21 protein-coding genes are annotated in these 22129 nt (G+C 47.8%); 11 read left to right on the top strand and 10 right to left on the bottom strand.

Annotated features, from left to right (window positions below):
* The 10 genes from BUB55_RS11230 to BUB55_RS11185 all read left to right on the top strand — a co-directional run.
* The coding region (locus tag BUB55_RS11230) for a CotH kinase family protein (RefSeq protein ID WP_143153031.1) at positions 1-2049 on the top strand (2049 nt) is incomplete at its 5' end.
* A gap of 29 nt (positions 2050-2078) precedes the next feature.
* Positions 2079-3449: a nucleotide sugar dehydrogenase gene (locus BUB55_RS11225; RefSeq protein WP_073191378.1), complete on the top strand. Its 1371-nt coding sequence runs from the start codon at positions 2079-2081 to the stop codon at positions 3447-3449.
* A gap of 12 nt (positions 3450-3461) precedes the next feature.
* Positions 3462-4427 carry an NAD-dependent epimerase/dehydratase family protein gene (locus BUB55_RS11220; RefSeq protein ID WP_073191373.1) on the top strand — a complete coding sequence of 322 codons (966 nt, stop codon included), beginning with the start codon at positions 3462-3464 and terminating at the stop codon, positions 4425-4427.
* Complete coding sequence (locus tag BUB55_RS11215; protein ID WP_073191369.1) at positions 4424-5344, top strand: glycosyltransferase family 2 protein; 921 nt, start codon at positions 4424-4426, stop codon at positions 5342-5344. Before BUB55_RS11220 ends, BUB55_RS11215 begins: the two co-directional genes overlap by 4 nt.
* A gap of 6 nt (positions 5345-5350) precedes the next feature.
* Positions 5351-6445, top strand: coding sequence for a glycosyltransferase (locus BUB55_RS11210; RefSeq protein WP_073191367.1), 1095 nt, complete (start codon positions 5351-5353; stop codon positions 6443-6445).
* A 2-nt stretch (positions 6446-6447) separates the two neighbouring features.
* Positions 6448-7545 carry an EpsG family protein gene (locus tag BUB55_RS11205; protein ID WP_073191363.1) on the top strand — a complete coding sequence of 366 codons (1098 nt, stop codon included), beginning with the start codon at positions 6448-6450 and terminating at the stop codon, positions 7543-7545.
* A 1-nt stretch (position 7546) separates the two neighbouring features.
* A complete protein-coding gene (locus tag BUB55_RS11200; RefSeq protein ID WP_073191360.1) occupies positions 7547-8533 on the top strand; it encodes a Stealth CR1 domain-containing protein in 987 nt (328 codons plus the stop codon).
* Positions 8534-8535: 2 nt separating this feature from the next.
* Positions 8536-9429, top strand: coding sequence for a glycosyltransferase family 2 protein (locus BUB55_RS11195; protein WP_073191355.1), 894 nt, complete (start codon positions 8536-8538; stop codon positions 9427-9429).
* Positions 9430-9469: 40 nt separating this feature from the next.
* Complete coding sequence (locus BUB55_RS11190) at positions 9470-10069, top strand: SGNH/GDSL hydrolase family protein (RefSeq protein WP_073191352.1); 600 nt, start codon at positions 9470-9472, stop codon at positions 10067-10069.
* Positions 10070-10140: 71 nt separating this feature from the next.
* On the top strand, positions 10141-10668 hold the full coding sequence (locus BUB55_RS11185; protein ID WP_143153030.1) for a hypothetical protein: 528 nt from the start codon (positions 10141-10143) through the stop codon (positions 10666-10668).
* Here BUB55_RS11185 and BUB55_RS11180 read toward each other — a convergent pair.
* A complete protein-coding gene (locus BUB55_RS11180; RefSeq protein WP_073191346.1) occupies positions 10646-11779 on the bottom strand; it encodes an acyltransferase family protein in 1134 nt (377 codons plus the stop codon). The two genes, BUB55_RS11185 and BUB55_RS11180, sit on opposite strands and share 23 nt — an antisense overlap.
* 166 nt (positions 11780-11945) lie before the next feature.
* Here BUB55_RS11180 and BUB55_RS11175 point away from each other — a divergent pair, with 166 nt between their 5' ends.
* The gene (locus BUB55_RS11175; RefSeq protein WP_073191343.1) at positions 11946-12800 is read left to right on the top strand and encodes an endonuclease/exonuclease/phosphatase family protein; all 855 of its coding nucleotides are present in this window, start codon (positions 11946-11948) and stop codon (positions 12798-12800) included.
* Here the strand turns inward: BUB55_RS11175 and BUB55_RS11170 are convergent.
* The 9 genes from BUB55_RS11170 to BUB55_RS11130 form a co-directional block, all read right to left on the bottom strand.
* Entirely contained in the window at positions 12778-14058 is a 1281-nt protein-coding gene (locus tag BUB55_RS11170) for a CDP-glycerol glycerophosphotransferase family protein (RefSeq protein WP_073191341.1), read from the bottom strand. The two genes, BUB55_RS11175 and BUB55_RS11170, sit on opposite strands and share 23 nt — an antisense overlap.
* A complete protein-coding gene (locus BUB55_RS11165; RefSeq protein WP_073191338.1) occupies positions 14055-15494 on the bottom strand; it encodes a lipopolysaccharide biosynthesis protein in 1440 nt (479 codons plus the stop codon). The genes BUB55_RS11170 and BUB55_RS11165 overlap by 4 nt, the downstream gene beginning before the upstream one ends.
* Positions 15481-16314, bottom strand: coding sequence for a LicD family protein (locus BUB55_RS11160; RefSeq protein WP_073191336.1), 834 nt, complete (start codon positions 16312-16314; stop codon positions 15481-15483). Before BUB55_RS11160 ends, BUB55_RS11165 begins: the two co-directional genes overlap by 14 nt.
* 15 nt (positions 16315-16329) lie before the next feature.
* Positions 16330-17313, bottom strand: a complete 984-nt coding sequence (locus BUB55_RS11155; protein ID WP_073191333.1) for a LicD family protein — start codon at positions 17311-17313, stop codon at positions 16330-16332.
* Positions 17314-17324: 11 nt separating this feature from the next.
* Positions 17325-18398, bottom strand: coding sequence for a pyridoxal-phosphate-dependent aminotransferase family protein (locus BUB55_RS11150; protein WP_073191330.1), 1074 nt, complete (start codon positions 18396-18398; stop codon positions 17325-17327).
* A gap of 8 nt (positions 18399-18406) precedes the next feature.
* Positions 18407-19750: a Gfo/Idh/MocA family oxidoreductase gene (locus tag BUB55_RS11145; RefSeq protein WP_073191326.1), complete on the bottom strand. Its 1344-nt coding sequence runs from the start codon at positions 19748-19750 to the stop codon at positions 18407-18409.
* Positions 19751-19844: 94 nt separating this feature from the next.
* Positions 19845-20558, bottom strand: coding sequence for an acyltransferase family protein (locus BUB55_RS11140; RefSeq protein ID WP_255369501.1), 714 nt, complete (start codon positions 20556-20558; stop codon positions 19845-19847).
* 65 nt (positions 20559-20623) lie between these two features.
* Positions 20624-20836, bottom strand: a complete 213-nt coding sequence (locus tag BUB55_RS14765; protein WP_073191319.1) for an acyltransferase family protein — start codon at positions 20834-20836, stop codon at positions 20624-20626.
* A gap of 78 nt (positions 20837-20914) precedes the next feature.
* Complete coding sequence (locus BUB55_RS11130; RefSeq protein WP_143153028.1) at positions 20915-22126, bottom strand: CotH kinase family protein; 1212 nt, start codon at positions 22124-22126, stop codon at positions 20915-20917.
* Positions 22127-22129 lie beyond the last annotated feature (3 nt).

The raw sequence follows: 22129 nt of genomic DNA, 5'->3' as shown, positions 1-22129 counted from the left end.
TTGCTTGGTGTTTTTTTGCTGAACCAAATTTACAAGTTGGAGACCACCTTTTTCTTTTTGGTTGCAGAAATTTCAACTAACTTTGGGGCATCTTCGAATATTTACGGGACTCGCATTAGTCCTGAGTCCAAGGAAATGCAGGAAGTGACGATGGACATTTCGTCGTACATCGTCCGCAATCGCGGCCATGAACCGCACGCCAGTTTTAAGGCGAGCAAAAAGGGCGGTTCCCTCTATTTAGTAAACGCGCAGAGCCAAATTCTGGATTCTGTCGCATACCCCGAATTGCCTACGGGGAAATCGTGGGCGTTGGGGACCTCCTCTGTGGGGGCAATGATTTGGGGCTATGCGGAATCGTCTCCGTACGGCGCTACCCTTGGGGTGGTCTCGGGTGAGCTGTCGCCATCGCCCTCGGCAAAGCTACCACCTTCGGGTTTTTATGCACAGCCGGTGGCATTGGCGTTTGACGCCGGTGAAAATGTCCGCTGTGAACTTGGCGGGGCGCTCCCGACGGAGTTGAGCCCGCAGGTGACTTCGCTGGTGCTGGATTCCACGAGCGTTGTGCGCTGCGCTTCCTTTGTTGCAGGGGCGACTCCCAGCCCTGTAGAGACGCGCACCTATTTATTTGAGTCCCAACCTGCGGTAGCCTCCGTGTTTGTGGTAGGTGACCCGGGGGCGTTCTTTGATCCCGACACGGGTATATACATGGAAGGTCCAAATGCGCAAACGGCGGAGCCCCATTACGGGGCGAACTACTGGCTGGACAAGGAACTCCCCGTGTTTGTGGAGCTGTTCGAGCCCGGCGTGAACTCGCCCGCCTTTGCCGAGAATGCGGGTTTCCAGATTTTTGGCAACTACAGCAGGATGCAAAAGAAAAAGTCCGTCGCAATTGTGTTCCGCGAAAAGTACGGGAATAACCGTTTGAAGTACCCGCTGTTCCCGGAGTTCCCCGAGTTGAAAAAGTTCAAGTGGTTCGTTTTGCGCAACAACGGCGGCAATTACGGCTCCAACTATATCCAGGACCGCCTGGCGAGTTCCATTACGGAGGGCCTGGGCGTCGATTACCAGCGGGGGAGACCCGCCGTCGTGTATTACAACGGCGAGTACTATGGCATCCACAACATCCGCGAAAAGTCCAACGAGTACTACTTTGAGACGCATTACGGCTACGATTCGGATGAAATCGATTTGCTCAAGGCCGACAACTCGGTGACCAGCGGCTCTGCCGTCGATTACGTGGCGCTCATGGATTGGCTCGAGACGCACCACCTGGACAACGACGAGAATTATGCCTATGTTGCCTCGCTCATGGATGTGGACAACTTTATGAATTACGTCCATACCGAGATTTTTGTGAACAATAGGGATTGGCCCGGGAACAACCTCAAAAAGTGGCGTTGCCATAATCCAGGTACGCCATGGAGGTGGTTCTTGTACGATCTGGATTTTGGCTTTGGCAACAACCACAGCGAGTACAAGAACAACATATTTGAGTTTGCAACGGCGGAGAACGGCGAATCGTGGCCAAACGGCCCCGAATATACGCTCTTGTTGCGGAGGATGTTGGAGAACGAGGACTTCCGTGTGGCGTTCGTCAACCGCATGGCTGTGCTTTTGTCGATGAATTTTGAGTCGGGCCGGATTTTGAGCCGCATTGACGCTATGATGTCGGAAATGGAAAGCGAAGTGGCCCGCGATCAAAAACGCTGGAATTTGAACGCCTCCCACATGAAGTCGGGGCTGGACCAACTGAAGACCTTTGCCTCGGAGCGTCAAGCTATCGTTATGCAGGAGCTTGCGGAGTATTTTAAGCTCCTAGAAACAGTTTCTGTTACGTTGTCTGTAGAAGGTGGCGGAAGAATCCTCGTTCACGGGCTCCCTCTGGACCGACCTGAAATGAAAATTGACTTCTTTACGGGACTTGGGATTAGTGTGACGGCCATGGCTAATGGTAGCGAAATTTTTACAGGCTGGAGCGACGGAGAAACGTCCCCGACCCGTGTAATTATGCCTGAAAACGGTGTTTCGTATACAGCGAAGTTTAAGTGATTTTTTGTAATTGCTAAATTTAGAGTACTATGAAATTCGATACCAATATTCTTTGCATTGGCGCGGGCTACGTCGGTGGCCCCACTATGACTGTTATCGCCGACAAGTGCCCCGGCGTGAAGGTTACCGTAGTTGATATTAACCAGGCCCGTATCGACGCCTGGAACAGCGACAATCTCCCGATTTTTGAACCCGGCCTCGATGACGTGGTGAAACGTGCCCGTGGCCGTAACCTCTTCTTTAGCACCGACATTCCGGCGGCCATCAAGGAAGCGGACATCATCTTTGTTTCCGTGAACACCCCGACCAAGACTTTCGGTCACGGTGCCGGCAAGGCTTCTGACCTGCAGTACTGGGAAAAGACGGCGCGCAACATCTTGGAAATTGCCGACGAAGGCAAGATCATCGTCGAGAAGTCGACGCTCCCCGTGCGTACCGCCGCCGCGATGGAACGCATCTTGAACTCTAACGACAAGGGCCTGCACTTCGAGGTGCTCAGCAACCCCGAGTTCCTTGCCGAAGGCACCGCTATCAACGACCTGTTTGAGCCGGACCGCGTGCTCATCGGCAGCCACCAGACGGAGTCTGGCCTTGCTGCTTGCCAGAAGCTGGTGGACGTGTATGCCCACTGGGTGCCGCGTGATCGCATCCTTACGACGAACCTCTGGAGTTCCGAACTCACGAAGCTTACCGCGAACGCGTTCCTCGCGCAGCGCATCAGCTCCATCAACTCCATCAGCGCCCTCTGCGAAAAGACTGGCGCCGACGTGGACGAAGTCGCCTACGTGATGGGTAAGGACCGCCGTATCGGCCCGAAGTTCCTGAAGGCCTCCATCGGTTTCGGCGGTAGCTGCTTCAAGAAGGACATTTTGAACCTCGTGTACCTGTGCGGTTACTACGGACTTCCCGAAGTCGCCGCCTACTGGGAAAGCGTCGTGAAGATCAACGAGTGGCAGACCCACCGCGTGGTGGACCGCATGCTCGAGACCATGTTCAACACGATTGCAAGCAAGAAGATTGCCGTGTTCGGTTTCGCCTTCAAGGCGAACACCGGCGATACCCGCGAAAGCCCCGCGAACCTCGTGGTGCGTGATTTGCTCGCCGAACATGCACAGCCGGTCGTGACCGACCCGAAGGCCATCCCCGATGCCAAGCGCGACCTTAAGGACGTGCTCGACCAGGTCCAGTTCGAGGAAGATCCGTACAAGGCTGCCGAGGGCGCCCATGCCGTGGTGGTCTGCACCGAGTGGAAGTGCTTTGCCGAACTCGACTGGAACCGCATTTACAAGGGCATGGCGAAGCCTGCCTTCGTGTTCGATGGCCGCAATATCCTCGATGCCGACGCTCTCCGTAAGATCGGGTTTGAAGTTTCCAGCATCGGTAAGGGTAAGGCGGAGTAAGAAGCAGGTATTATGGTCGCTTGTAAGAACGTCGTGATCTTTGGTGGCAAGGGCTTTATTGGCTCGCATTTGGTTTCTTTTCTGAAGGAAAACGCTCCGGAATTGAAGGTTTATGTGGCCGATATCTTGGCAGATGGGTCGAGCCCATTTGAATGCAAGGTGGATGTGCGTAATCCGATAGACATTGAAGGTGACTTCGGCTCGGATACTATCATTTTCAATTTTGCTGCGGTCCATCGTACTCCGGGACATCCTGATAGGGCTTACTTCGAAACGAATATCCGTGGTGCGGAAAACGTTTGTGCGTTTGCCGAGGCGCATGGTATCAACAACATTGTTTTTACCAGTAGCATCGCCCCATACGGGGCGTCCGAAGACGTCAAGACCGAGGAAACTCTGCCGACTCCAAATACCCCGTATGGCATTTCCAAGCTGGTGGCTGAAAAAATACACCAGACATGGCTTGCGGGCGACCCGAATCGGAAACTGTCCATTGCGCGTCCTGGAATTGTTTTTGGTACGGGCGAACACGGCAACATGACTCGTCTGTATGCGGGGTTGAAAAAGCGCCGCTTTGCCTATGCCGGCCGCAAGGATACGGTCAAGGCGAATATCTACGTGAAGGACTTGGTCCGCGTGATGTGGCTGATGGCCAACGATTCCGATAGGTTCCAGTTGTACAATTGCTGTTCTTATCCGGCCCCTACGATTGAAACCATTGTCAAGGCGATGCTCAAGGCGACGAAAATGAATCGCTGCGTTCCCTATATCCCCAAAAAGCCCATGATGTTTGCTGCACGCGTTGGTGGAATGCTCGGCGGGCTCGGTTTGGGAATATGTCCCGATCGCGTTAAAAAGCTTATGGTCAGCACCAACATCTGTGGCAAGGCCCTGTCGGAAAAGTACCCGTTGAAGTTCTCTCTGGAAGAAGCCTTCGCGGACTGGTTCAGGGATTGCGACGGAAAGGTCCTCGAATGAGTGCGAGTGTCGTCATTCCTACGTTAAATGCGGAACGCTTCATCGGGGCTCTCCTTGAAAGGCTTTTGTCCCAGACGGTAAGGTTCAATGAGATTGTCGTCATAGATTCGGAATCTACAGACAAGACCGTCGAAATCGCCAAGTCTTTTGCTGGCGTTACCGTTCTTAATGTCGAACGCAGGAATTTTAACCATGGCGGCACTCGCGACACAGCTATTCAAAAAACGACGGGCGATATCATTCTCTGCTTGACGCAGGACGCCTTGCCCGTCGATGAAAACTACGCTGCGAACTTGATTGCGCCTTTTGCGGACGACGAAAAGATCGCGATGTCGAGCGGAAGGCAGATTGCAAGGGACGACGCCCCCGTGACGGAAAAGTTGAATCGTGAATTCAATTACCCGGAGCATGTGTTTGTCCGTAGTAAGGAAGACTTGCCGCGTCTGGGCGTCAAGACATTCTTCTCGTCGGATTGCTGCTCCGCTTATCGGAGGACGGCCTACAATGATATCGGAGGCTTTGACAAGGATATCCTGGTGAACGAGGACATGAAAATTGCCGCCCAGTTTATCTTTGCCGGTTACAAGATTGCCTATGTGGGAACCGCCGGAGTTTATCATTCCCACAATTATTCCCTAAAGCAGCAGTTTACTCGAAATTTCGATGTCGCCGCGTTCATGAAGATGAACGACGACCTGTTCGCCGGCGTGTCCGCCGCATCTGAAGGCATGAAGATGGTGAAGTGGATCCTTTTGCGCTTGGCGAAGCGGGGCCGCTTTATCGCTGCCGGCTATTATGTTGTTGAATGCGCGACAAAGCTTTTGGCGAACAAGCTGGGCGCCCGATACGAGAAATTGTCAAAAAAGACTAGAATTCGATTCGCTCTGAATAAAAACTATTGGAAAACACACGAATAGGTATTTATGCGAATATTGTTTCTGACGCCGTATGTGCCGAGTGATAGGGCGGGTGGAGAAAAATTCACCAGATTGCTGCTTGAGGACCTGTCCAAGGAAAACCAGGTGGATCTGGTCTATTACAAGTATTCCTTCGATAAAGAGTACGTGTGTCCGAACGAGAATGTCCGCGTCCTGAAAGTCTGCAAGAACTCTACGCTTGTGAAACTCTGGAACAGCGTTAGGCACCCGACGCTTCACCCGACATTCTCTATTCGATTCAGTTACAGGTTGCTGCGATTCTTGAAAAAAGCCTGGAAGCAGAATTCCTACGACTTGCTGTATCTGGACCATAGCCAGATGCTTTTGTATGGCAAACATTTCCCGGATGCCAAGAAGGTCCTGATGTCGCACGACGTCATGGCGGAGCGCTTTGGCCATAATGGCGGCCTCGTTTCGAAATTCGTGAGACATTCTGAAGGCCGCTTGATGCATATGCCCAAATTGACCATCTTTACATTCAGCCCAAAAGATGTTGATTTGGTAAAGAGCGCCTATGGGTTGCCTTCCCTCTATACGAATTTCTATTTGGACGAGAACATTGTAAAGGCCGTGCCCCAGAAGGTTGAGGACCGCCTTGTCTTTTTTGGCAAGTGGAAGCGTCCTGACAATTTCGACGGTCTGAAATGGTTCTTTGACAATGTCTATCCCAGTCGGCCGAAGACCGAAAAGTATGTGATTATCGGAATCGGCATGCCGGACGATTTCAGGAAGTACGTAGAAAGCCTTCCGAACGTGGAGTACTTGGGCTTTGTCGACAATCCGTATGAAATCATTGCGAACAGCAAGGCTGTCATTTCCCCGATTTTTTCTGGAGCCGGCGTAAAGGTGAAGGTTGTCGAGTCGCTTGCATGCGGCACGCCTGTCGTCGGGAATGAATTTGCCTTTGAAGGCATCTCGCAGGACTTCTCGGACTTCATGTTGCTTGCCGAGTCGCCTTCGGATTATGCGAAGAGGATCGATTCGATGGAGTTTGATTGTGCCGCCAGGGGTGTATTCAAGAATTTGTTCCTTAGAAAATATCAGAGCAGGTCGATTCCCGCTTATCTGAAAGAGTTGTAAATTTGCTTATCTATATCATCATATTCGCCCTGTCAACGCTGTTTTTTTATAAGGCGTCAAGAATCAGTGATACGAAACAGCGTTGGCTTCTGGTGTTGCTCGCAATCTTGCCGGTGGCGCTGATTGCCGGCGTGCGCGATGATTGCATCGGCACGGACGTTTTGGTTTATGGTAAAGATTGTTTTTTAGATGTTTATCAAAGTAGGTGGTATTCAGAAATAGATCTCGTTTGGATGATCCGCATGGAACCGGGTTATTTGCTTCTGAACTATGTGGTAAGCCGCTTTACGGGTAGCTATAATGTTTTTTTTGGTGTCTTGATGGCCGTGCAGATGTTTTTCGTGATGAAGGCTTTGCTAGTGTTCAGAAATCGCATGCCCGTATGGTTGGCGCTTCTTGTTTATTATTTCTCTTATTACAATATTTCGCTGAACCAAATGAGGCAAAGTGCGGCTTGCGCAATAGTCCTGTTTGCCTGTACCTATGCGTATAAGCGTAAATTGCTGCCCTTCTTGATCGTTGTCGCGTTTGCTTGTACCTTCCATATATCCGCATTTGTGGCTTTTGCTATCTATCCCCTGTTCATTTTTCTTAGAAGAACCCAGTCGTATAAAATGATGTGGTCCATGGTGATTATGGGGATTGTCATGGCCTTATTGGTCCAGAAATCGGTGGATGTGGTGTTGGCGACAATGGGATTGAATGCCGACTATGCGCATTATTTTAAAGACAGTACGCATGGGTTCTTTATTACGAAATTCCTAATTACACTGCCCATGCCGATCATTTTCTTTTGTTATAGGAAAAGGTTTTTCAGAAAGGAAACGATATACTTGGCGTTTTCTTTGATTGTCATGGTCGTTGCAACGCAAGCGAGAGAACTTATCGGCAATGATGCCGAACGTATTATGAATTATTTCGTAATAACCCAAATTTTTGCTTTGCCATTTGTTTGCGCGCATTTGAATAAGACCTGGCAAAAGGTGGTGGGAACTCTGGGAATGTGTTTTTATGTCGCATATTGGTATTATATGTTTATATATAATGGTTATCACGACACGTTCCCATATACATCGATTATTTTGAAACAGTGGCTGTAAGATGAATGAAAAAATAGATTTTGTTATTTTGTGGGTCGACGGGAATGACCCGAAGTGGCTCGCTGAGAAAAACAGATGGGATCCGAATTATACCCCCGAGTCGGTGATTCGTTTTCGTGATTGGGATAATCTACAGTATTGGTTCAGGGCTGTTGAAAAATTTACTCCGTGGGTAAATAGAATCCATTTTGTAACCTATGGACATTTGCCCAAATTCTTGAATACGGAGCATCCTAAATTACATGTAGTGAAACATTCCGATTTTTTGCAGCCCGATGTTTTGCCGACGTTTAATTGCAATCCTCTGGAACTCAATTTGCATAGAATTCCGGAATTGTCGGAGCAATTTGTCTATTTTAACGATGATATGTTCCTTTTGAAAAGTCTGCGCCCGGGATTCTTTTTCAAGAAGGGCCTCCCTTGCGACAGGGCTGTTTTTAATGCGCTTATTCCGAATGGGGAATCCTTGTTCAGTTTAAGGGCCAACAACATGGCGCTGGTGAACAAAAACTTTTCGAAGAAAAATTGTTTAAAACGAAACTTCTGCAAATATTTTACGCTAAAATACGGATTGAATCTGTATAGAAATCTTGCCTTGATTCCGTGGGGACAGTTTACGGGATTTTATGACGACCATCTTCCGGTAGCCCATACCAAGACTCTCATGGAAGAGGTTTGGAACAGTGAAGCTGAAACTCTTGAAAAGACGACGATTCATAAGTTTAGGCAAAATGACGACGTGACCAATTGGCTCTTTAGGTACTGGCGCTATGCGAAGGGGAACTTCGTCCCTTGTAAAAGCAGAGGTCGGTTCATGGAAATATCGGAATCATCCATGAAGGAAATTGAGGACGTCATTTTGAATCAGCGCGAGCCGATGGTCTGTTTGAACGATTCTGATCCGAAGATGAATTTTGAAAAATTGAAGAACGAGCTTATAAAAATATTTGAGAAGTTGCTTCCCAATAAGTCTACCTTTGAAATTTGACCATGTATAATTACTCCATCATTATTCCGCACAAGAACTTGCCGAAGCTTTTGCAGAGGTGCCTTGATTCGATTCCTGAACGGGATGATGTTGAAACGATTGTCGTGGATGACAATAGCGATCCTTCTGTTGTCAATTTTGAAAAATTTCCAGGCCTTCAAAGAAAGAATGTTCAAGTCGTTTTTGACAAAACGGGCCTGGGGGCAGGGCATGCTCGCAACGTCGGCCTTTTGAAGGCCTCGGGTAAGTGGCTTGTATTTGCAGATTGCGATGATTTCTTTGAAAAAGATTTGCTTGATTCCCAAATGGACGCCTTCAAGGATGATGTTTGTGACCTTGTTTTTTTTAAGATAAATTATAAGGATTCGGAATCCCTGGTGATTGCAAATTTTGAGCATAAGGCGAATTCTGTTTTTGATTTGGCGAAAAAAGAAAACGACCAAGGCTATATTCGATACAGACGAAATGCTCCATGGGCGAAGTTTATTCGTCGAGAGCTTGTTGAAACCAATAATGTGAGGTTTGATGAAACTCGCTGGAGTAATGACGCCTGGTTCAGTACACGGATAGCTTTGCTTGCCCAAAATGTTGAATATATAGATTCTCGCATATACAATTATACGTACAGAAACGACTCCTTGATTAAAGCGTCTTCTGTGGAAGCCTTGCGATGCCGACTTGGTGTTGCGTTAAAATGTGAGAGCATGTTGATTGACAACGGGTGCGCTCAATACAGGGCAAAACATGTTGAATATTGGTTCTATTTGTTGTTAAAGAAATCCCTGTGGAAGGGAATTTGCAATTGCTCTCGTGTCGTGAAAACTATAGGATTGAAGGGCTTTGTCAGAGGATTTCTTTCAAATTTGAAAAACGATATGTTGAAGAAAAAATCCTAGAAAGCGAATGAAGTCTGTGCGAAACTAATTGTCCTGATTTATGCCTATGAGAATCTTCCTGATTGGTTTGATGTGCTTTTTGGGAGCCTGCGCCTTTAATGAAGGTGAATCAGAACTGTGCTTTGTTGGGGATTCTATAACGCACCAATGGGACTTGAATTATTTTTTTCCAGGATATTCTATAAAAAAACATGCTGTTGTTGGTGCAAAAGTTCAAGATATTGACAAATGGGATGTGTCGGATTGCAAAGGGCTTACAACGGTATTGTTAATCGGGACGAATGATATAGGCACAATCCGTCTAGATGATTCTAAAGCGGAAGCGAGCCGAAGCTATTTCGCAAAGCTCTTTATGGAACGCGCTAGAAAAATATATGCCGAGAAATTGGTTGTCGTTTCGATTTTGCCCCGGAATTATTTGGGGAAACAAGATACCTCCGTGAACTTGAATATTGAATTGCAGAATGCCGTTTTGAAAGATTCTTTGCAATCGTCGTCGCTTCGATTTGCTTTTGTCAATGTGTTCCCTTATTTCCTTGAGAAGGGGTACGAAATAGATGAAGACCTGTTGTATGATGGTCTACATCCAAGTCCCGAAGGCTATGAGGTTTTAACTAGGAGGGTGCGAGAAAAATTATGAAAATCCGACTTCTTCTGATTTGCAGCTTGTTATTTATATCCTCCTCCTTCGCGTCTTACTATATGTTAGGCATGCGTAATTCGAAGTACGCTTATGCCGCATACGAGAATACAAGGCATTGGGGCGTGGCTTTGGAAAATTCCATCTTTGTTGAGGAAGTCGAACTCCAATATGCAAGGGCGGCGGCTTTTTACACGTTTTATCTAAACTTTGGGCTCGAAGGGGCCTATACGCTTTATTATGGTCGCCGTTACAATGGGGATTTTTATGATGTTGGCGCCATGTTGACGTTGAACTACAATATCGTGGGCCGGCTTCTTCAGATTGGGGGAACGTTCCAACCCTTTTATGATAGTGATCTAAAGTCCAGGAATGCCTATAATGCTTGGGTGCAGGCAATCCCCTTGGATGAAGTAGGCCTTTTTCTTGGAATAAAGAATCAGGCTGAATATAGGGACTTGGAAAGACGGGCCTATGTGGGCGTGGTTTTTGACTTGCCTCATATTGTTTTGAAACCAGAGGTCTCTACGCCATTGGAAAAAGGGTGCAAGTCAACGACTAGGATAACGGTGAATTTCATTTACAGAAATTCGCTTTAATCTTGCTAGTAGTCTTGTGATACAAGAATTCCCATAAATAAGCGAAAAGAACTGGTAATCCGACCCCGGCAATAAGGTAAATGGCTATGAGCAAGGCGTTGTCGTTTGTAAGTGGGGTTAGCCGGGCGAGGTTTACGGATTCGTCCGATTCGTGAAGTATACATGTAACGGCTTTAAATGCCAATAGATGTAATCCCATGATATAAAAGGATTTCTTTCCGACAATCTGGATTCCTTTGCCCAAAAGAGAACCTTCGATTTTTTTTGACAGGAAGCAGATCGCATATAGGGCGCAGGTAGATCCGATTGCGATATGGAACAGATCGTGGAATTTGTTGTCGTTTAAAAGGATGTTCCCGTTGAATAAGAAGTTTTGCCATGACGCGATGGCTGCGCATAAAAAAACGGGGAGAGAATCAAACTTGACTTTTTTGACTTGGAACAAGTATTGGCCGCAACAAAGGAGGGATAAAACGACGAGGGTGTTGCTGAATCTATTTAGGGTCCAGTCAAATTGATTAGAAAGTACGCTGGATGCCGTGGACAAAAATACGCAAATGCACGCCCGAGCTAGAGGATATTGGTCTTTCCAAATTTTTTGGGAGAAAAAAGTGATTAATGAATAGCCGATTAAGGCGAGGCATAAGACATACGCAAACCACAAGGGGCTAACGATGGGCTCTCTTCCGGCAAATAGCAGCGCTTCAATGATTTTTTTGATGAAGTCTACGGAAGTATACGGTTGCAGCGCTTGACTATACCCAAGATTTGGTCCGCTGCTGTAGAACCCGATTTTAAAGAAAAAATTGTGCATTAAGATGGCGGGGATGTAAATCGCGATAGTCCATAGATAAATCGTTTTAAGCTTGCTTTTTGCAAAATGGAATGGGGCTAATAATCGGTCTTCCTTTAAAAAGAATCCAGAAATAATGAAGAATGCGGGTACGTGCCAACCACCACCAAGAATTGTTTTTAAGGGGAATGCGGCGTTAAAGTCGTTGGCAAAATTGATGTGCCATAAAACAACGGCGATAATTGCAAATCCCTTTGCAATGTCAACAAAGGCGTATCGCTGATTCGGAGGAGAGGTCTTGGCGGTAGAATTGCCCATATTTTAAAGATAATTTAATTTTCAAAGGAATTGTATGCGACTGAATAGAAATTATACGAATTAAACTAAATGGCCTAGTCCACTTTGCGGCTGAAAGTGTGTTTTTTGTTCTTTTCTGCTTGTTGCTTTTTGGTTATTTGCTAGAAAAAGATTAAATTTAAAGATTATGAAAAGGCTTTTCATCTTTTTTTTCTTTTGTTGCTCGTTTGTAGGGATGTCCTTTGCCGACCCTATTAAAGTCGCAACCTGGAATATCCGTATTAACATAAAGAAAGATTCTATTGCGGGGAATATTTGGGCCAACCGCCGTGAAGCGATGGTTAAAATAATCAAATCCAATGACATTGACATTTTAGGGGTTCAGGAAGATTACAAGAAGGAACTGAATGAACTGAATTCACGGTTGGATGAATATCGAAGAGTCGGTTTTCCGAACCATGAAAATGGACGGTTGGGGTCGTTCAATTCCATCTTTTTCAAACAGGACCGATTCGAAGTCCTTGACAGCGGGATGTTTTATCTCGCGGAAGACGATACAAAGCCTGTGCTAGGGTGGAACGGGGCGTACATCCGTTCGTGTACCTGGGTGAAGTTCGGAATAAGGCGCCGTCAGGCTGTGTTCTGGGTGTTCAACGCTCATGGTGACTATGCGGGCGGAGAGGTGGAGCGAGAATCCTCTAAGTTGCTTATCCAGAAGATAAAGGATATTGCCGGCGAATCGTCGAATGTCATATTGATGGGTGACATGAACTTCAACCAGAAAAGCGATGGATACGAAATCCTGAACTCATCGAACGTTGTGCGGGACGGTTATCATCTGGCCGAGCAAAAAAAGTCCACGGGCGGCACGTTCAATAGGTTTAAGAAGGATTATGTATCTGACGAACGCCTGGACCATGTTTTTGTGACCAAGCCCGTCCGCGTCCTGGAATACGAGATCTTGTTGGACAAGTACGAAAAAGACGGGGAACAGCGTTTCCCGTCAGACCATTATCCGGTTATCTTGAAGCTGGATCTGTAAAGAAAAAGTCTTTGATTCTCTTTGTCGCGTTTCCGTCGATGTCCTTGATGAACAGTTGCCGCAAGAACTGACGCTTCTGTTTTTCGGGGTCGTTCCCGTTTGCAATGTCGCGGATGGCGTTTTGGAGCTCGTCAATGTTATGGGTGATGTGGCCGGCGCAGACGGATTCGATGGGTTCGATGAAGAATCCGCGGGTCGCACGATACTCTTCTATGTCATAGAAGTAGTAGATGATGGGACGGTCCATGTATAGAAAATCGTAAACCGTGGTGGTGTAGTCCGTGATGATGCTGTCGGAAATGGCGAGCAGTGGGTTTAGGCTTGTCCTGATATTCTGAACCAGGTCCTTATAGAACAGGATGTGCTTGCTGGATTCCTTGGAGATGACATTCGTCATGGCATCCTGAATGGGGTGGACCTTCGCGATGATTAAGGTGTCGGTATCTTCCAGCGTTTTCTCGAGAGATTCGAGCTCTTCGGCGGTCACGTGCCCCCAAATGGAACGCGTGGTCGCTTTGGATGCGTCGTAAAATTCACGGGTGCGGTTTTCGTAATCCCGGTGGGTGGGTACATAGGTAATCAGTTTCTTGAACTTGAAGCCTACAAGTTCTTCAATCTGTTGGCGGAGCGCCGAATGGTCCCTGAACAAAATGTCGTTACGCGGGAAGCCCAGGGATATGAAGTTGGAATAATAGTGACAGTTGTCTAAGGCTATGAATTTGGAACAGATATCGGAAATGGAGAGGTGGTAGTCGTATAGGCGATGCATGTCCACCTGTTCCTGCAACATTTTCTTGAATCCCCCGTGGTTTTCCCAACGGTGGAATTCGTTCTTGATGAGCCCGCCGAAATAGTTCAGGCAAACGGTCCGTTGCGTAGAAACCTTGTACTCGACTTTGGTATAGTCGGAGTCGGTAAAAATGGTATAGCACCGGCAAAGGGATTTGAACTTGTTTACTTTGTCGCTGTTGAGTACGAAATGAATCCGGTTGGGGAAAAAGTCCTTGCAGTAATCCTTGTAAGACTTCAGCCGGTCCTTATGGTAGTAAAGAATGAAAAAATGGTAATCGTTGAATTTCGGATCCCGGAGCATGTCGTTGAAAAGGCAAAGGACATTGTCGGATTCGCCGTTGAGAATGTCGTAACCGTCAATGCTGCAGTTCTTGTGCGGATAGAAGAAAATGGCTTTGCGGTCTTTTGCGGTCGTCCTGTTGACGATTCTCTTGATTGCCAGCTTGATGTCGTTGATAATTTTCATTTTTTCTTCTTGAACCTTTCTTTTAATAATTCAACGAGCTCTAGCATGTCCGGATTTTTTCTGAGCATAAGCCAATATAGGAAAAATGCCAGGCTGCCGCCGATGAAGATGGTGACAATGTGAGGTAACTCTAGATAGGTTACAAGATAGGCCGGAATGCAGGCGAGTATGCAACGGATGAGGTAAGGCGAGAAATCCTTGACTTGCTGGATGTAGCCCAGGTGGAAAAGCTTTCCTGTGTAGTAGGTGTTGATGAAAACGGCGATTTGGTTATAAAGGAACTTGGCGAAGCAGATGGCGAGGATGCCATGTGGAATGGCCAATAGAATAAGGCTGATGGAGATGGTCTTCTTCAAGATTTCCAGTTTTAAAAAAAGGTCTGACCGGCCTTTGACCTTGAGTAGGTTCAGGTTGATCGTACTTAGATGGTCGAACATGTAGGAGAAGGCGAAAATATGGAGATAGATGACGGATTCCGCCCATTTGTCGGTGAGGATGAGAAGTATGACGGGCTTTGCCAACGCGCAGAGTATGCCGGAAATGATGAAGATTCCAAGAGAGGTAATCCGGATGTACTTGCGGTATATGCGAACCAATTGCTCGTCGTCGTCCTGGATTTTTGCGAGAATGGGGTAGGTGACGGTTTGCAGTACGCCATTTATTGTACTGCCCGGCAGGTCGGCGATGCTCGTGCCGCGGGAATAGTAACCTAGATCCTGCGCGGAGTAAAATTTACCGATGGCGAATGTCGTGAAATTTCTATAGAATGTATGCAAGAGACCGGCCGCGAGCAACTTGCTGCCGAATGCGCCAAGCCTTTTGAAGGACTCCGTGCTGAAGCCAGCTTTGGGAATCCACCTGCAGACGTAACAGATGAAGACCAGGTTGACGCCTGCGGCGATAATCTGCTGATGGACAAGGGACCATACTCCAAAACCCGCATAGGCGAACGCGACCCCGCAGATTCCGGAAATGAGCGTCGCGGCAACCTTGCGCTTTGCGAGGGACTTGAAGTCCAGCTGGATGTTCAGCATGGACACTTGGACCGCCATGGCCGCATTGATGATGAGCGTGACGGCTTGTACCCTTAGGATGGGGCAAAGTATGGGGATTTTGAAAAAGCCTGCTATTGATGGGGCGAGGAAAAAGAGGATGGCGTAGACGGCTACGGATATGAGTAAATTGAAATAGAAAACGGTGCTGTAATCTTTTTGCGTCGGGTCTTTTGTCCTGATCAACGCGGAATTAAACCCGCTGTCGATGAACGCCTGGGATATGTCGAAAAAAATGGCGAGCAGGCCGATGGTACCATAATCGGATGGCAACAGCAATCGTGCCATGATGATTCCCAGCAAAAACTGAATTCCCTGCGAGGAAATTCGTTCTATGAAGTTCCATTTGGAACTGCTGAGAGTCTGTTGCTTAATTGACGCCATCTTTCCAGTAGAATTTTATGAATGACTGATGGGGGACCCGATCCTCTTCAGGGGGGAGCTGCATGTAGTCGCCATAAACTGCCCGCAAAGCCGTGTCATAATCTTTTATCGCGTAGAATTTCGCTCCGTCGAAATCCAGAAGTATCCGCTCGTCGTAGGAACCTACAGGAAGGTGCTCCACGGGGCCGTTGTCCATCACGGCGAGCTGGGAGTAGAACCGGGCCGTTCCAAAAGGAATGCGGGCGATCCTTTCGTTGTATTCCTTTTGCATTTTGTGGCCGCCGAGGCCGTTCCTTCTGCGGATTTTATGATAAAGGAGCTTGAGCGCTTCCTTGATTCCCGAACAATGGGAAAAACGGCGGAACTGGATTTTTTTCCCGATGATTTTTGCCCAGTCGTCGTGCAAGTCGTTGTAGAGCTTCTTGAACTCGTCAAAGTCGTCCGGAACGCCGTCGAGCGGGAAGATGTCGATCCAAACGCCTGCGGGCTGCGCGATCCAGTGGCCGCTCTGGGCGACGGTCCTCTTGTTGTCGAATACGCGGGCGTAGGCAATCAGGCTGTCGTATTTGCATTCCTTGCCGAAGAACGCGAGTTCGAAATGGTTGGACTTGTACGTCTTTAAGAAACGTTCGTAATCCGGGCGCGGCATGCAGATGTCGATATCGTTGTCCCAGGGAATGAATCCCTTGTGCCGTAGCGCTCCGATGAGAGTCCCGTAGGCCAGCGAATAGCGGATGTTTTCTTTTTCGCAAAACTGATGGACATCTTTCAGGATGTCGAGGGCGAATGCTTGCAGCTCTTTTAGGGTTAGTTCTCTCATGTCTGAAAATCCCAGCTAAAATTCGCTGTAGTCAATGGGTTCGCCGATGGACTTGAAATAGAGATTCTGCTCTTCTAGGGTATGGGGCGTGCCGACATCGTCGGGGAATTGCATCCAGTTCTTGCCGTATGAAACTTCCAATATGGCTTTGGGGTTGCTTGGCGCCGGAAGGGCTGTATTCTCGAAAGGAATGGGTTGCAACGGGAACAGGTCGCTGGTGCTCCTGAACCCGCGGAACTTGAACTCGGTGAGGTCCCAACTGCCGATCCCCGGTGTAATGCGGGAGGTCGGTTCCTGAGAATAGATGTTGTTCGTCTCCAGTTCCTTTTCGTAAAAATCGAACCTGTCTTTCCAGTTTAAATTGCCGTGTACAAAATTGCAGATTTTCTCGCGGTAGGCAATATACTGCTCTTCGGTAACTTCTTCCCTGACATAGTCGTTCGGGAAGAATTCCAGGTTCATTGAATTCCTGAGGCTGGTTCCCTGAAAAAGGTGAAGGCAGAAGGGAGTCAGGATGAAAACGTATTTGCCTGGATTTTCCCGGATTGCCATGTCGTAGAATTTTGCGGAGAAGCAGTTCTTTTTCGTGGAATCGACCCATACAAAGTCTTTTTTCGCGATGTCGATGAGCCTGTTGAACTGCTCGCGCGTGACGCTCAAGTCGATGTCGTCGTCCCAGGGGATGAATCCCCCGTGCCGGCATGCTCCGAGAAGGGCCCCGCCGTCCAGGAAAGGCGTTATGCCGTACGGTTCGAGCAGCTTGAGAATTTGTCGCGTGAAGTCAAGTTCCTTAAGCTGGAATTCCCGCAGGTAGCCGGTGGCCGGCTTCATCTGCGTGATGTCGAAATGATGCTTGAGGTATTCGACTTGATATTTTAACGCTTTGATCTCTTCGTCCTTCTCTTTGATTTTAAGCCTGCTCCTGAAAACGACCGCATATATTTTCTTCAGGACGTTTTTCGCCGGATTGGGGATGAGCTTGTTTACGACGCCGTTCATTGGAAAGACCTTTAGATGAAACCCTTGGCCTGCAGATCCTTAAATGCAGCGACAAGCTTGTCGTAATCCGCCGTTGTAAGCGCTCCGATATGGCCCACGCGGAATATGGTATCCTTCATGTCGCCGCCATTGGGGCAAATCCACATGCCGTATTCGTCCTTGATCTTGAGGAAGATGTCGTAGGCGCTTGCCGTTGTCGGGTGAAGCGGGGTTACCGCGTTCGAAAGGGATTCCGAAACGATTTCGAAGGGCATGCCCTTGATTTGTTCGCGGAAATAGTTCGCGAGGGATGCCGTGCGTGCTATCTCTGCTTCGACGCCTCCGTTGGCTTCGATTTCCTTGAGCCGCGCGTTGATCTGGCGGAGAATGCTCACGGCGGGCGTCCACGGGGTCTGTCCGCGTTCGGCGTTCTTCAAGGCGATCTTCAAGTCCAGATACTGGCACTTGCATTTGATGCCGTCGATGCGGGCGAGAGCCTTGGGCGAAAGAGCCATTACCGAAATGCCCGGAGGGCAGGCGAGCGCTTTCTGCGAGCCCGTGATCATGACGTCAGCCCCGAGTGCGCCCATGTCGAACGGGTCGGCAAGGAAGGTGCTGATGCAGTCCACGATCAAGAAGAGGTTGTTCCTCTTGCAGAAATCGCTGATGAGCTGCATGTCGTAATGCACGCCGGTCGATGTCTCATGCTTGTTCACTATAAAGGTGGTGTAGCCTTTGCCTTCGTAGGCGGCGAGGTGTTCCGCCTTAAGCGCCTTGCCCGGCTCGAGCTTGATCTCGGCAAAGGGAATTTCGTGCAGTTCGCAGAGTTCCACGAAACGGTGGCCGAAGCTTCCTCCGTTGACGATGATGGCCTTGTCCGCAGGGGTCAGGGTGTTCATGATGGCGGTTTCCATGCTGGCGGAACCCGATCCCGTGATGAAGGCGACTTTTGATCCTTCCGGAGCCTTCGCGAATTTCTTTATCAGGCGCTCGTTCTCGAACATCAGTTCGGAGAATTCCTGGGTACGGAAATAAGGGACTTGTTCTGCCCCGATGGCGCGGACGGCGTCGCTAGATTGTACGGGACCCACAGTGAAATTGATCATAATGACCTCTAAATTTCGTGAAAATTCACTTTTTCGTTAAATTGCTGCATGATGAACGCCATCTGGATGCTTTCGCGGCGTCGCAGGCGTGCAGAAGAGAAACGATGATTGAATATGCAACGGACGAACTCCTGAACTTCATATCGCAGTCCAAAGCCGTCCCACTTGTAAAAGAATTTCTTGTTGTTGTTTTGGTCTTCGTATCTTAATTCGAAGTAATCCGTCTTCCACCAGGGAGCCGGTACATAGGCGTAGCCCTTTGTCCCGGAGATGACCAGGTCGCCTTCCGTCTTGACTCCGAGCCCCACCTTGAACGAACAGACTGCCTTGGGATAGCGCAAGACGCCCTTCGTGTAAATGTCTACGTCATTTTCCAGTCGGGAGAATAGCTCAAGGCTTTCGTACTGGATGCCCATCAGCTTGAGGATCGGAAGTAAAGGGTAGGACCCCTGCTCGAACATGGCTCCGCCGGCCTGCGCGGCGTCGAATTCCCTGCCTTTTTTGTCTAGCAACTGTGAAAGGGATGCCTCGATGTCGACGACTTCGCCGATAAGGCCGGACTTTATGAGGACGACCAGGTGGTTGAAAGCGGGGCAGTGCGCCGTCTTGTTCGCTTCCATGAGGATTACGCCCTGCGACTCGGCCAGCTTGTATAGTTCCTTGGCCTCTTCCCCGTTCAGGACCATGGGTGTTTCGCAGAGGACATGCTTTTTTGCCTGTAATGCGGACTTTATGTTGCCGTAATGGGCGAGGTGGGGCGTGGCGATATAGACCGCGTCGACGAGGCCGTACAGTTCGTCGAGGCTGGCACAGGGCGTGATGTCCGTGAATTTTTGGGCAAAGGAGTCGCTTGCGGCGATGTCGGTGTCGTACGCGGCCTGGACTTTGATGCCGCTTACGACGGAGGCTTCGGATGGGAATCTCTGCGCGACTCGCCCGCAGCCGACAATCCCGACTTTTAGGGTTTCCTGGGAGCTGTCCCGCAACATCGTGGAACTGATGCCCTCGGTGCGGGGCAGGTAAACGACCTGGCAGAACTCGTTCAGGTAATCGAATTTGCCTTCCCAGTCAGAGCCGATGGCGAAAATGTCCACATCGTATTTTTGTATGTCGTCTATCTTTTGGCCGATGTAATCCTCTATGATGATTTGATCGGCTAGCCCGGTCGCCTTGACCGCTTCGACACGTTCCAGAACGTTGTTGCGGACGTTCAGTTTTCCGCGATCCCGGTCGAAATTGTCGTTGGTGACGCCTACAATCAAGTAATCGCCCAAAGCTTTCGCTCGCTTGAGGAGATTGATGTGTCCCTGGTGTAGCAGGTCGTAAGTCCCGTATGTGATTACCTTTTTCATTGTGGAAATCAAAATAGAAATTTTATAATTCCCAAGTCCAGCAAGTCCGTGCAATGGCACGCTGAATTTGCGCAAAAAACAGGTGCTTTAGGCTTTAGCCGTTCTTTTTATGTCGGGCCAAAATTGACGAAACGGGATTTAGTAGCCAAAGGAATACTTTGATTCTGCACATGGCAAAAATTATGGCCATGATCAACAGGGTGACCAATACAAGAACCCCTATGTTGACGGGAATGTCAAAATGCTCTACCAGGTCAAAGAACAGAAGCAGCAGCAAGGTATGGTACATGTAGTAGACGAGGGTGTTCCTTCCCTCTTTTGCCATAAAGGGGCTCTTGAAACTGAACAGGTTGATTATCGAAAAACACAGTGACAACGCGACTACGTAAAAAGCGAGCCTAAGGGAAAATGCGTAGCCAACTGCAACGTCGAATTCCTCATAAGGGTGCAATCCCCAAATGACATGATGGATGTCGAAATTCAAAAAACCAAAACACGCGATGACGGTTACGGCGCAAATGGCAATTGCGAAAATGTGGTTCACCGATCTTATTTTTTCGATAAAGTTATTCTGTGCGACGCAGTAACCGACGACGAAGAACGGGAAGAAACAGAAAGTCCTTTGGATCGACAGTGCCCCGCTTAGGGTGGAGAATCCTATTAATGCGCCCAGCAAGAAAGCGACCGTGATGAGAACTTTACAATTCTTAAATGTCGATGCCATGATCTGAATTAAAAAACGCCAGCAAATTAGGCTCAGAAGATACCACAGGGACCAACTTGGAACAATCAAGTCCTGAAGTTCAATAGGTTCGGTGAGGAGAGTGGGTATTTTGTGTATGAAGTTGAATACGATGAATGTTTCGAGTAGTTTTAATTCGGATATCCAGAAATCCCGGCTGTATAAAGATTTTTTTTTGTAAAATACCCGCTAAGGAAAATGAAAAGCGGCATGTGGAACAAATAGATGAAATTATAGGTGGGCAAAACGTACGGCTTGTCCCAAAATTCACCGAAACAATGTCCTAATGCGACGCAAAAAATCAAAAAGAATTTTATGCTATCTATTTTGGCGTCACGATCCATGATTGGAGTTTTCCTTGATTTTTTTTTGCGTTTTTTTTGATATGAAAAAAAATATATAAATCCGTTTGTTTGCTGGATTTACAGGTTCCCGTCAATCCAATAATAACGTTCTGAAACCCATTTTTTTAGTGAGTCTACCGCATCTTCATAGGATTCGAAAGCGATGTCGTGATACATGTTTTCTGTGAAATTGAGCGTTGGCCAACGCTTGTTGTCGTTTTCGACGGCTTTTCTTATCCGTCGGGAAACAGATTCTATGGAATCGGGAACGTTTTTGAAGATGTGCTTGTTCTTGGCCCAATAGTTATGGCAGCTATTTTTAAAGGAATCGTTTTTCCAAAGCCATTTATACCATCCGAAGTTGCGCACGATCCAGTCTTTATGTTCTGTTGTCCCCGTCCTGAAAATTCCATAGGCTAAATCAAAATCCCAAACGGGGCCCATTTTTAGGACGTCTCCCTGTTCCCATGTGACGAAGATGCTTCGAAGAAATCTTGCGTCAAAATTCTTGGCAAATTCTTGAATCCAATAGTACCTTGCAAAATCAAGGGTGTCAATCCAATTGGATGGAATAAAATGAACAGTATCTTTTTTTTCATCTTCAAATTTGTTGAAGTGCTCGACAATGATGTCTATGGATTCTTGTGAGGGGGCTTTGGGATACTTTATTTCAAAGAGATTTCCGTTTTTTGTTTCGAAGAAGGGCTTACCATCATGGGATGTTGTCTTTTCAACTAAATAGCTGTTTTTATTTTTGTTTAGAATGACTCTGTTTTTTGAGACTTTTACGGATTCAACCAAAAGGTATAGTCCTATGTACTCGCGGTTGAAAAAGACCTCGACAAATTGAGCCTTTGGTGAATAGTCGTCCCCCAGTATGGAGGCGAGCTGATAGGTTACATAGTTTTTGACATGGGTTTTGTCTATGAAATTAGCGACCAGGGCGAAATCGGTCCCTTTGGGCATTCCGAACAAACTCTGTTTTTGGTCAAAGTCGAGCTTGATTCCGTATTTGGACATCCGAAAAGACGAATTTCCGCGGCCTCTTACGGTCAAAGTCATGATTTCGCTGCTCGGCCCGTCTTTCTCGTAAACTTGCAATTTCGCGTTGATTAACGTTTCTTTGTCGCGAATGCCTCGGAAATCATCTGTTTCTATAACAAGGCGCGGAACGCCAGCGAATGGGTATTCGCTGTCGTTGAGAGGTAAATAGTCTTGAGGACTGTTAGAAGAGTCCCACGAACATGCAGCCAATAAAAAGAAGGCTAATATTTTTTTTGCTTGCTTCAACGG

The sequence above is a fragment of the Fibrobacter sp. UWP2 genome, assembly GCF_900141705.1.
Classification (GTDB): domain Bacteria; phylum Fibrobacterota; class Fibrobacteria; order Fibrobacterales; family Fibrobacteraceae; genus Fibrobacter.
This window is presented reverse-complemented; position numbering and strand designations above follow the sequence as displayed.

Coding starts and splice junctions, on each gene's coding strand:
- BUB55_RS11225 (WP_073191378.1), top strand. CDS start 2,079: ATGAAATTCGATACCAATATTCTTTGCATTGGCGCGGGCTACGTCGGT.
- BUB55_RS11220 (WP_073191373.1), top strand. CDS start 3,462: ATGGTCGCTTGTAAGAACGTCGTGATCTTTGGTGGCAAGGGCTTTATT.
- BUB55_RS11215 (WP_073191369.1), top strand. CDS start 4,424: ATGAGTGCGAGTGTCGTCATTCCTACGTTAAATGCGGAACGCTTCATC.
- BUB55_RS11210 (WP_073191367.1), top strand. CDS start 5,351: ATGCGAATATTGTTTCTGACGCCGTATGTGCCGAGTGATAGGGCGGGT.
- BUB55_RS11200 (WP_073191360.1), top strand. CDS start 7,547: ATGAATGAAAAAATAGATTTTGTTATTTTGTGGGTCGACGGGAATGAC.
- BUB55_RS11195 (WP_073191355.1), top strand. CDS start 8,536: ATGTATAATTACTCCATCATTATTCCGCACAAGAACTTGCCGAAGCTT.
- BUB55_RS11190 (WP_073191352.1), top strand. CDS start 9,470: ATGCCTATGAGAATCTTCCTGATTGGTTTGATGTGCTTTTTGGGAGCC.
- BUB55_RS11185 (WP_143153030.1), top strand. CDS start 10,141: ATGCGTAATTCGAAGTACGCTTATGCCGCATACGAGAATACAAGGCAT.
- BUB55_RS11180 (WP_073191346.1), bottom strand. CDS start 11,779: ATGGGCAATTCTACCGCCAAGACCTCTCCTCCGAATCAGCGATACGCC.
- BUB55_RS11175 (WP_073191343.1), top strand. CDS start 11,946: ATGAAAAGGCTTTTCATCTTTTTTTTCTTTTGTTGCTCGTTTGTAGGG.
- BUB55_RS11170 (WP_073191341.1), bottom strand. CDS start 14,058: ATGAAAATTATCAACGACATCAAGCTGGCAATCAAGAGAATCGTCAAC.
- BUB55_RS11165 (WP_073191338.1), bottom strand. CDS start 15,494: ATGGCGTCAATTAAGCAACAGACTCTCAGCAGTTCCAAATGGAACTTC.
- BUB55_RS11160 (WP_073191336.1), bottom strand. CDS start 16,314: ATGAGAGAACTAACCCTAAAAGAGCTGCAAGCATTCGCCCTCGACATC.
- BUB55_RS11155 (WP_073191333.1), bottom strand. CDS start 17,313: ATGAACGGCGTCGTAAACAAGCTCATCCCCAATCCGGCGAAAAACGTC.
- BUB55_RS11150 (WP_073191330.1), bottom strand. CDS start 18,398: ATGATCAATTTCACTGTGGGTCCCGTACAATCTAGCGACGCCGTCCGC.
- BUB55_RS11145 (WP_073191326.1), bottom strand. CDS start 19,750: ATGAAAAAGGTAATCACATACGGGACTTACGACCTGCTACACCAGGGA.
- BUB55_RS14765 (WP_073191319.1), bottom strand. CDS start 20,836: ATGGATCGTGACGCCAAAATAGATAGCATAAAATTCTTTTTGATTTTT.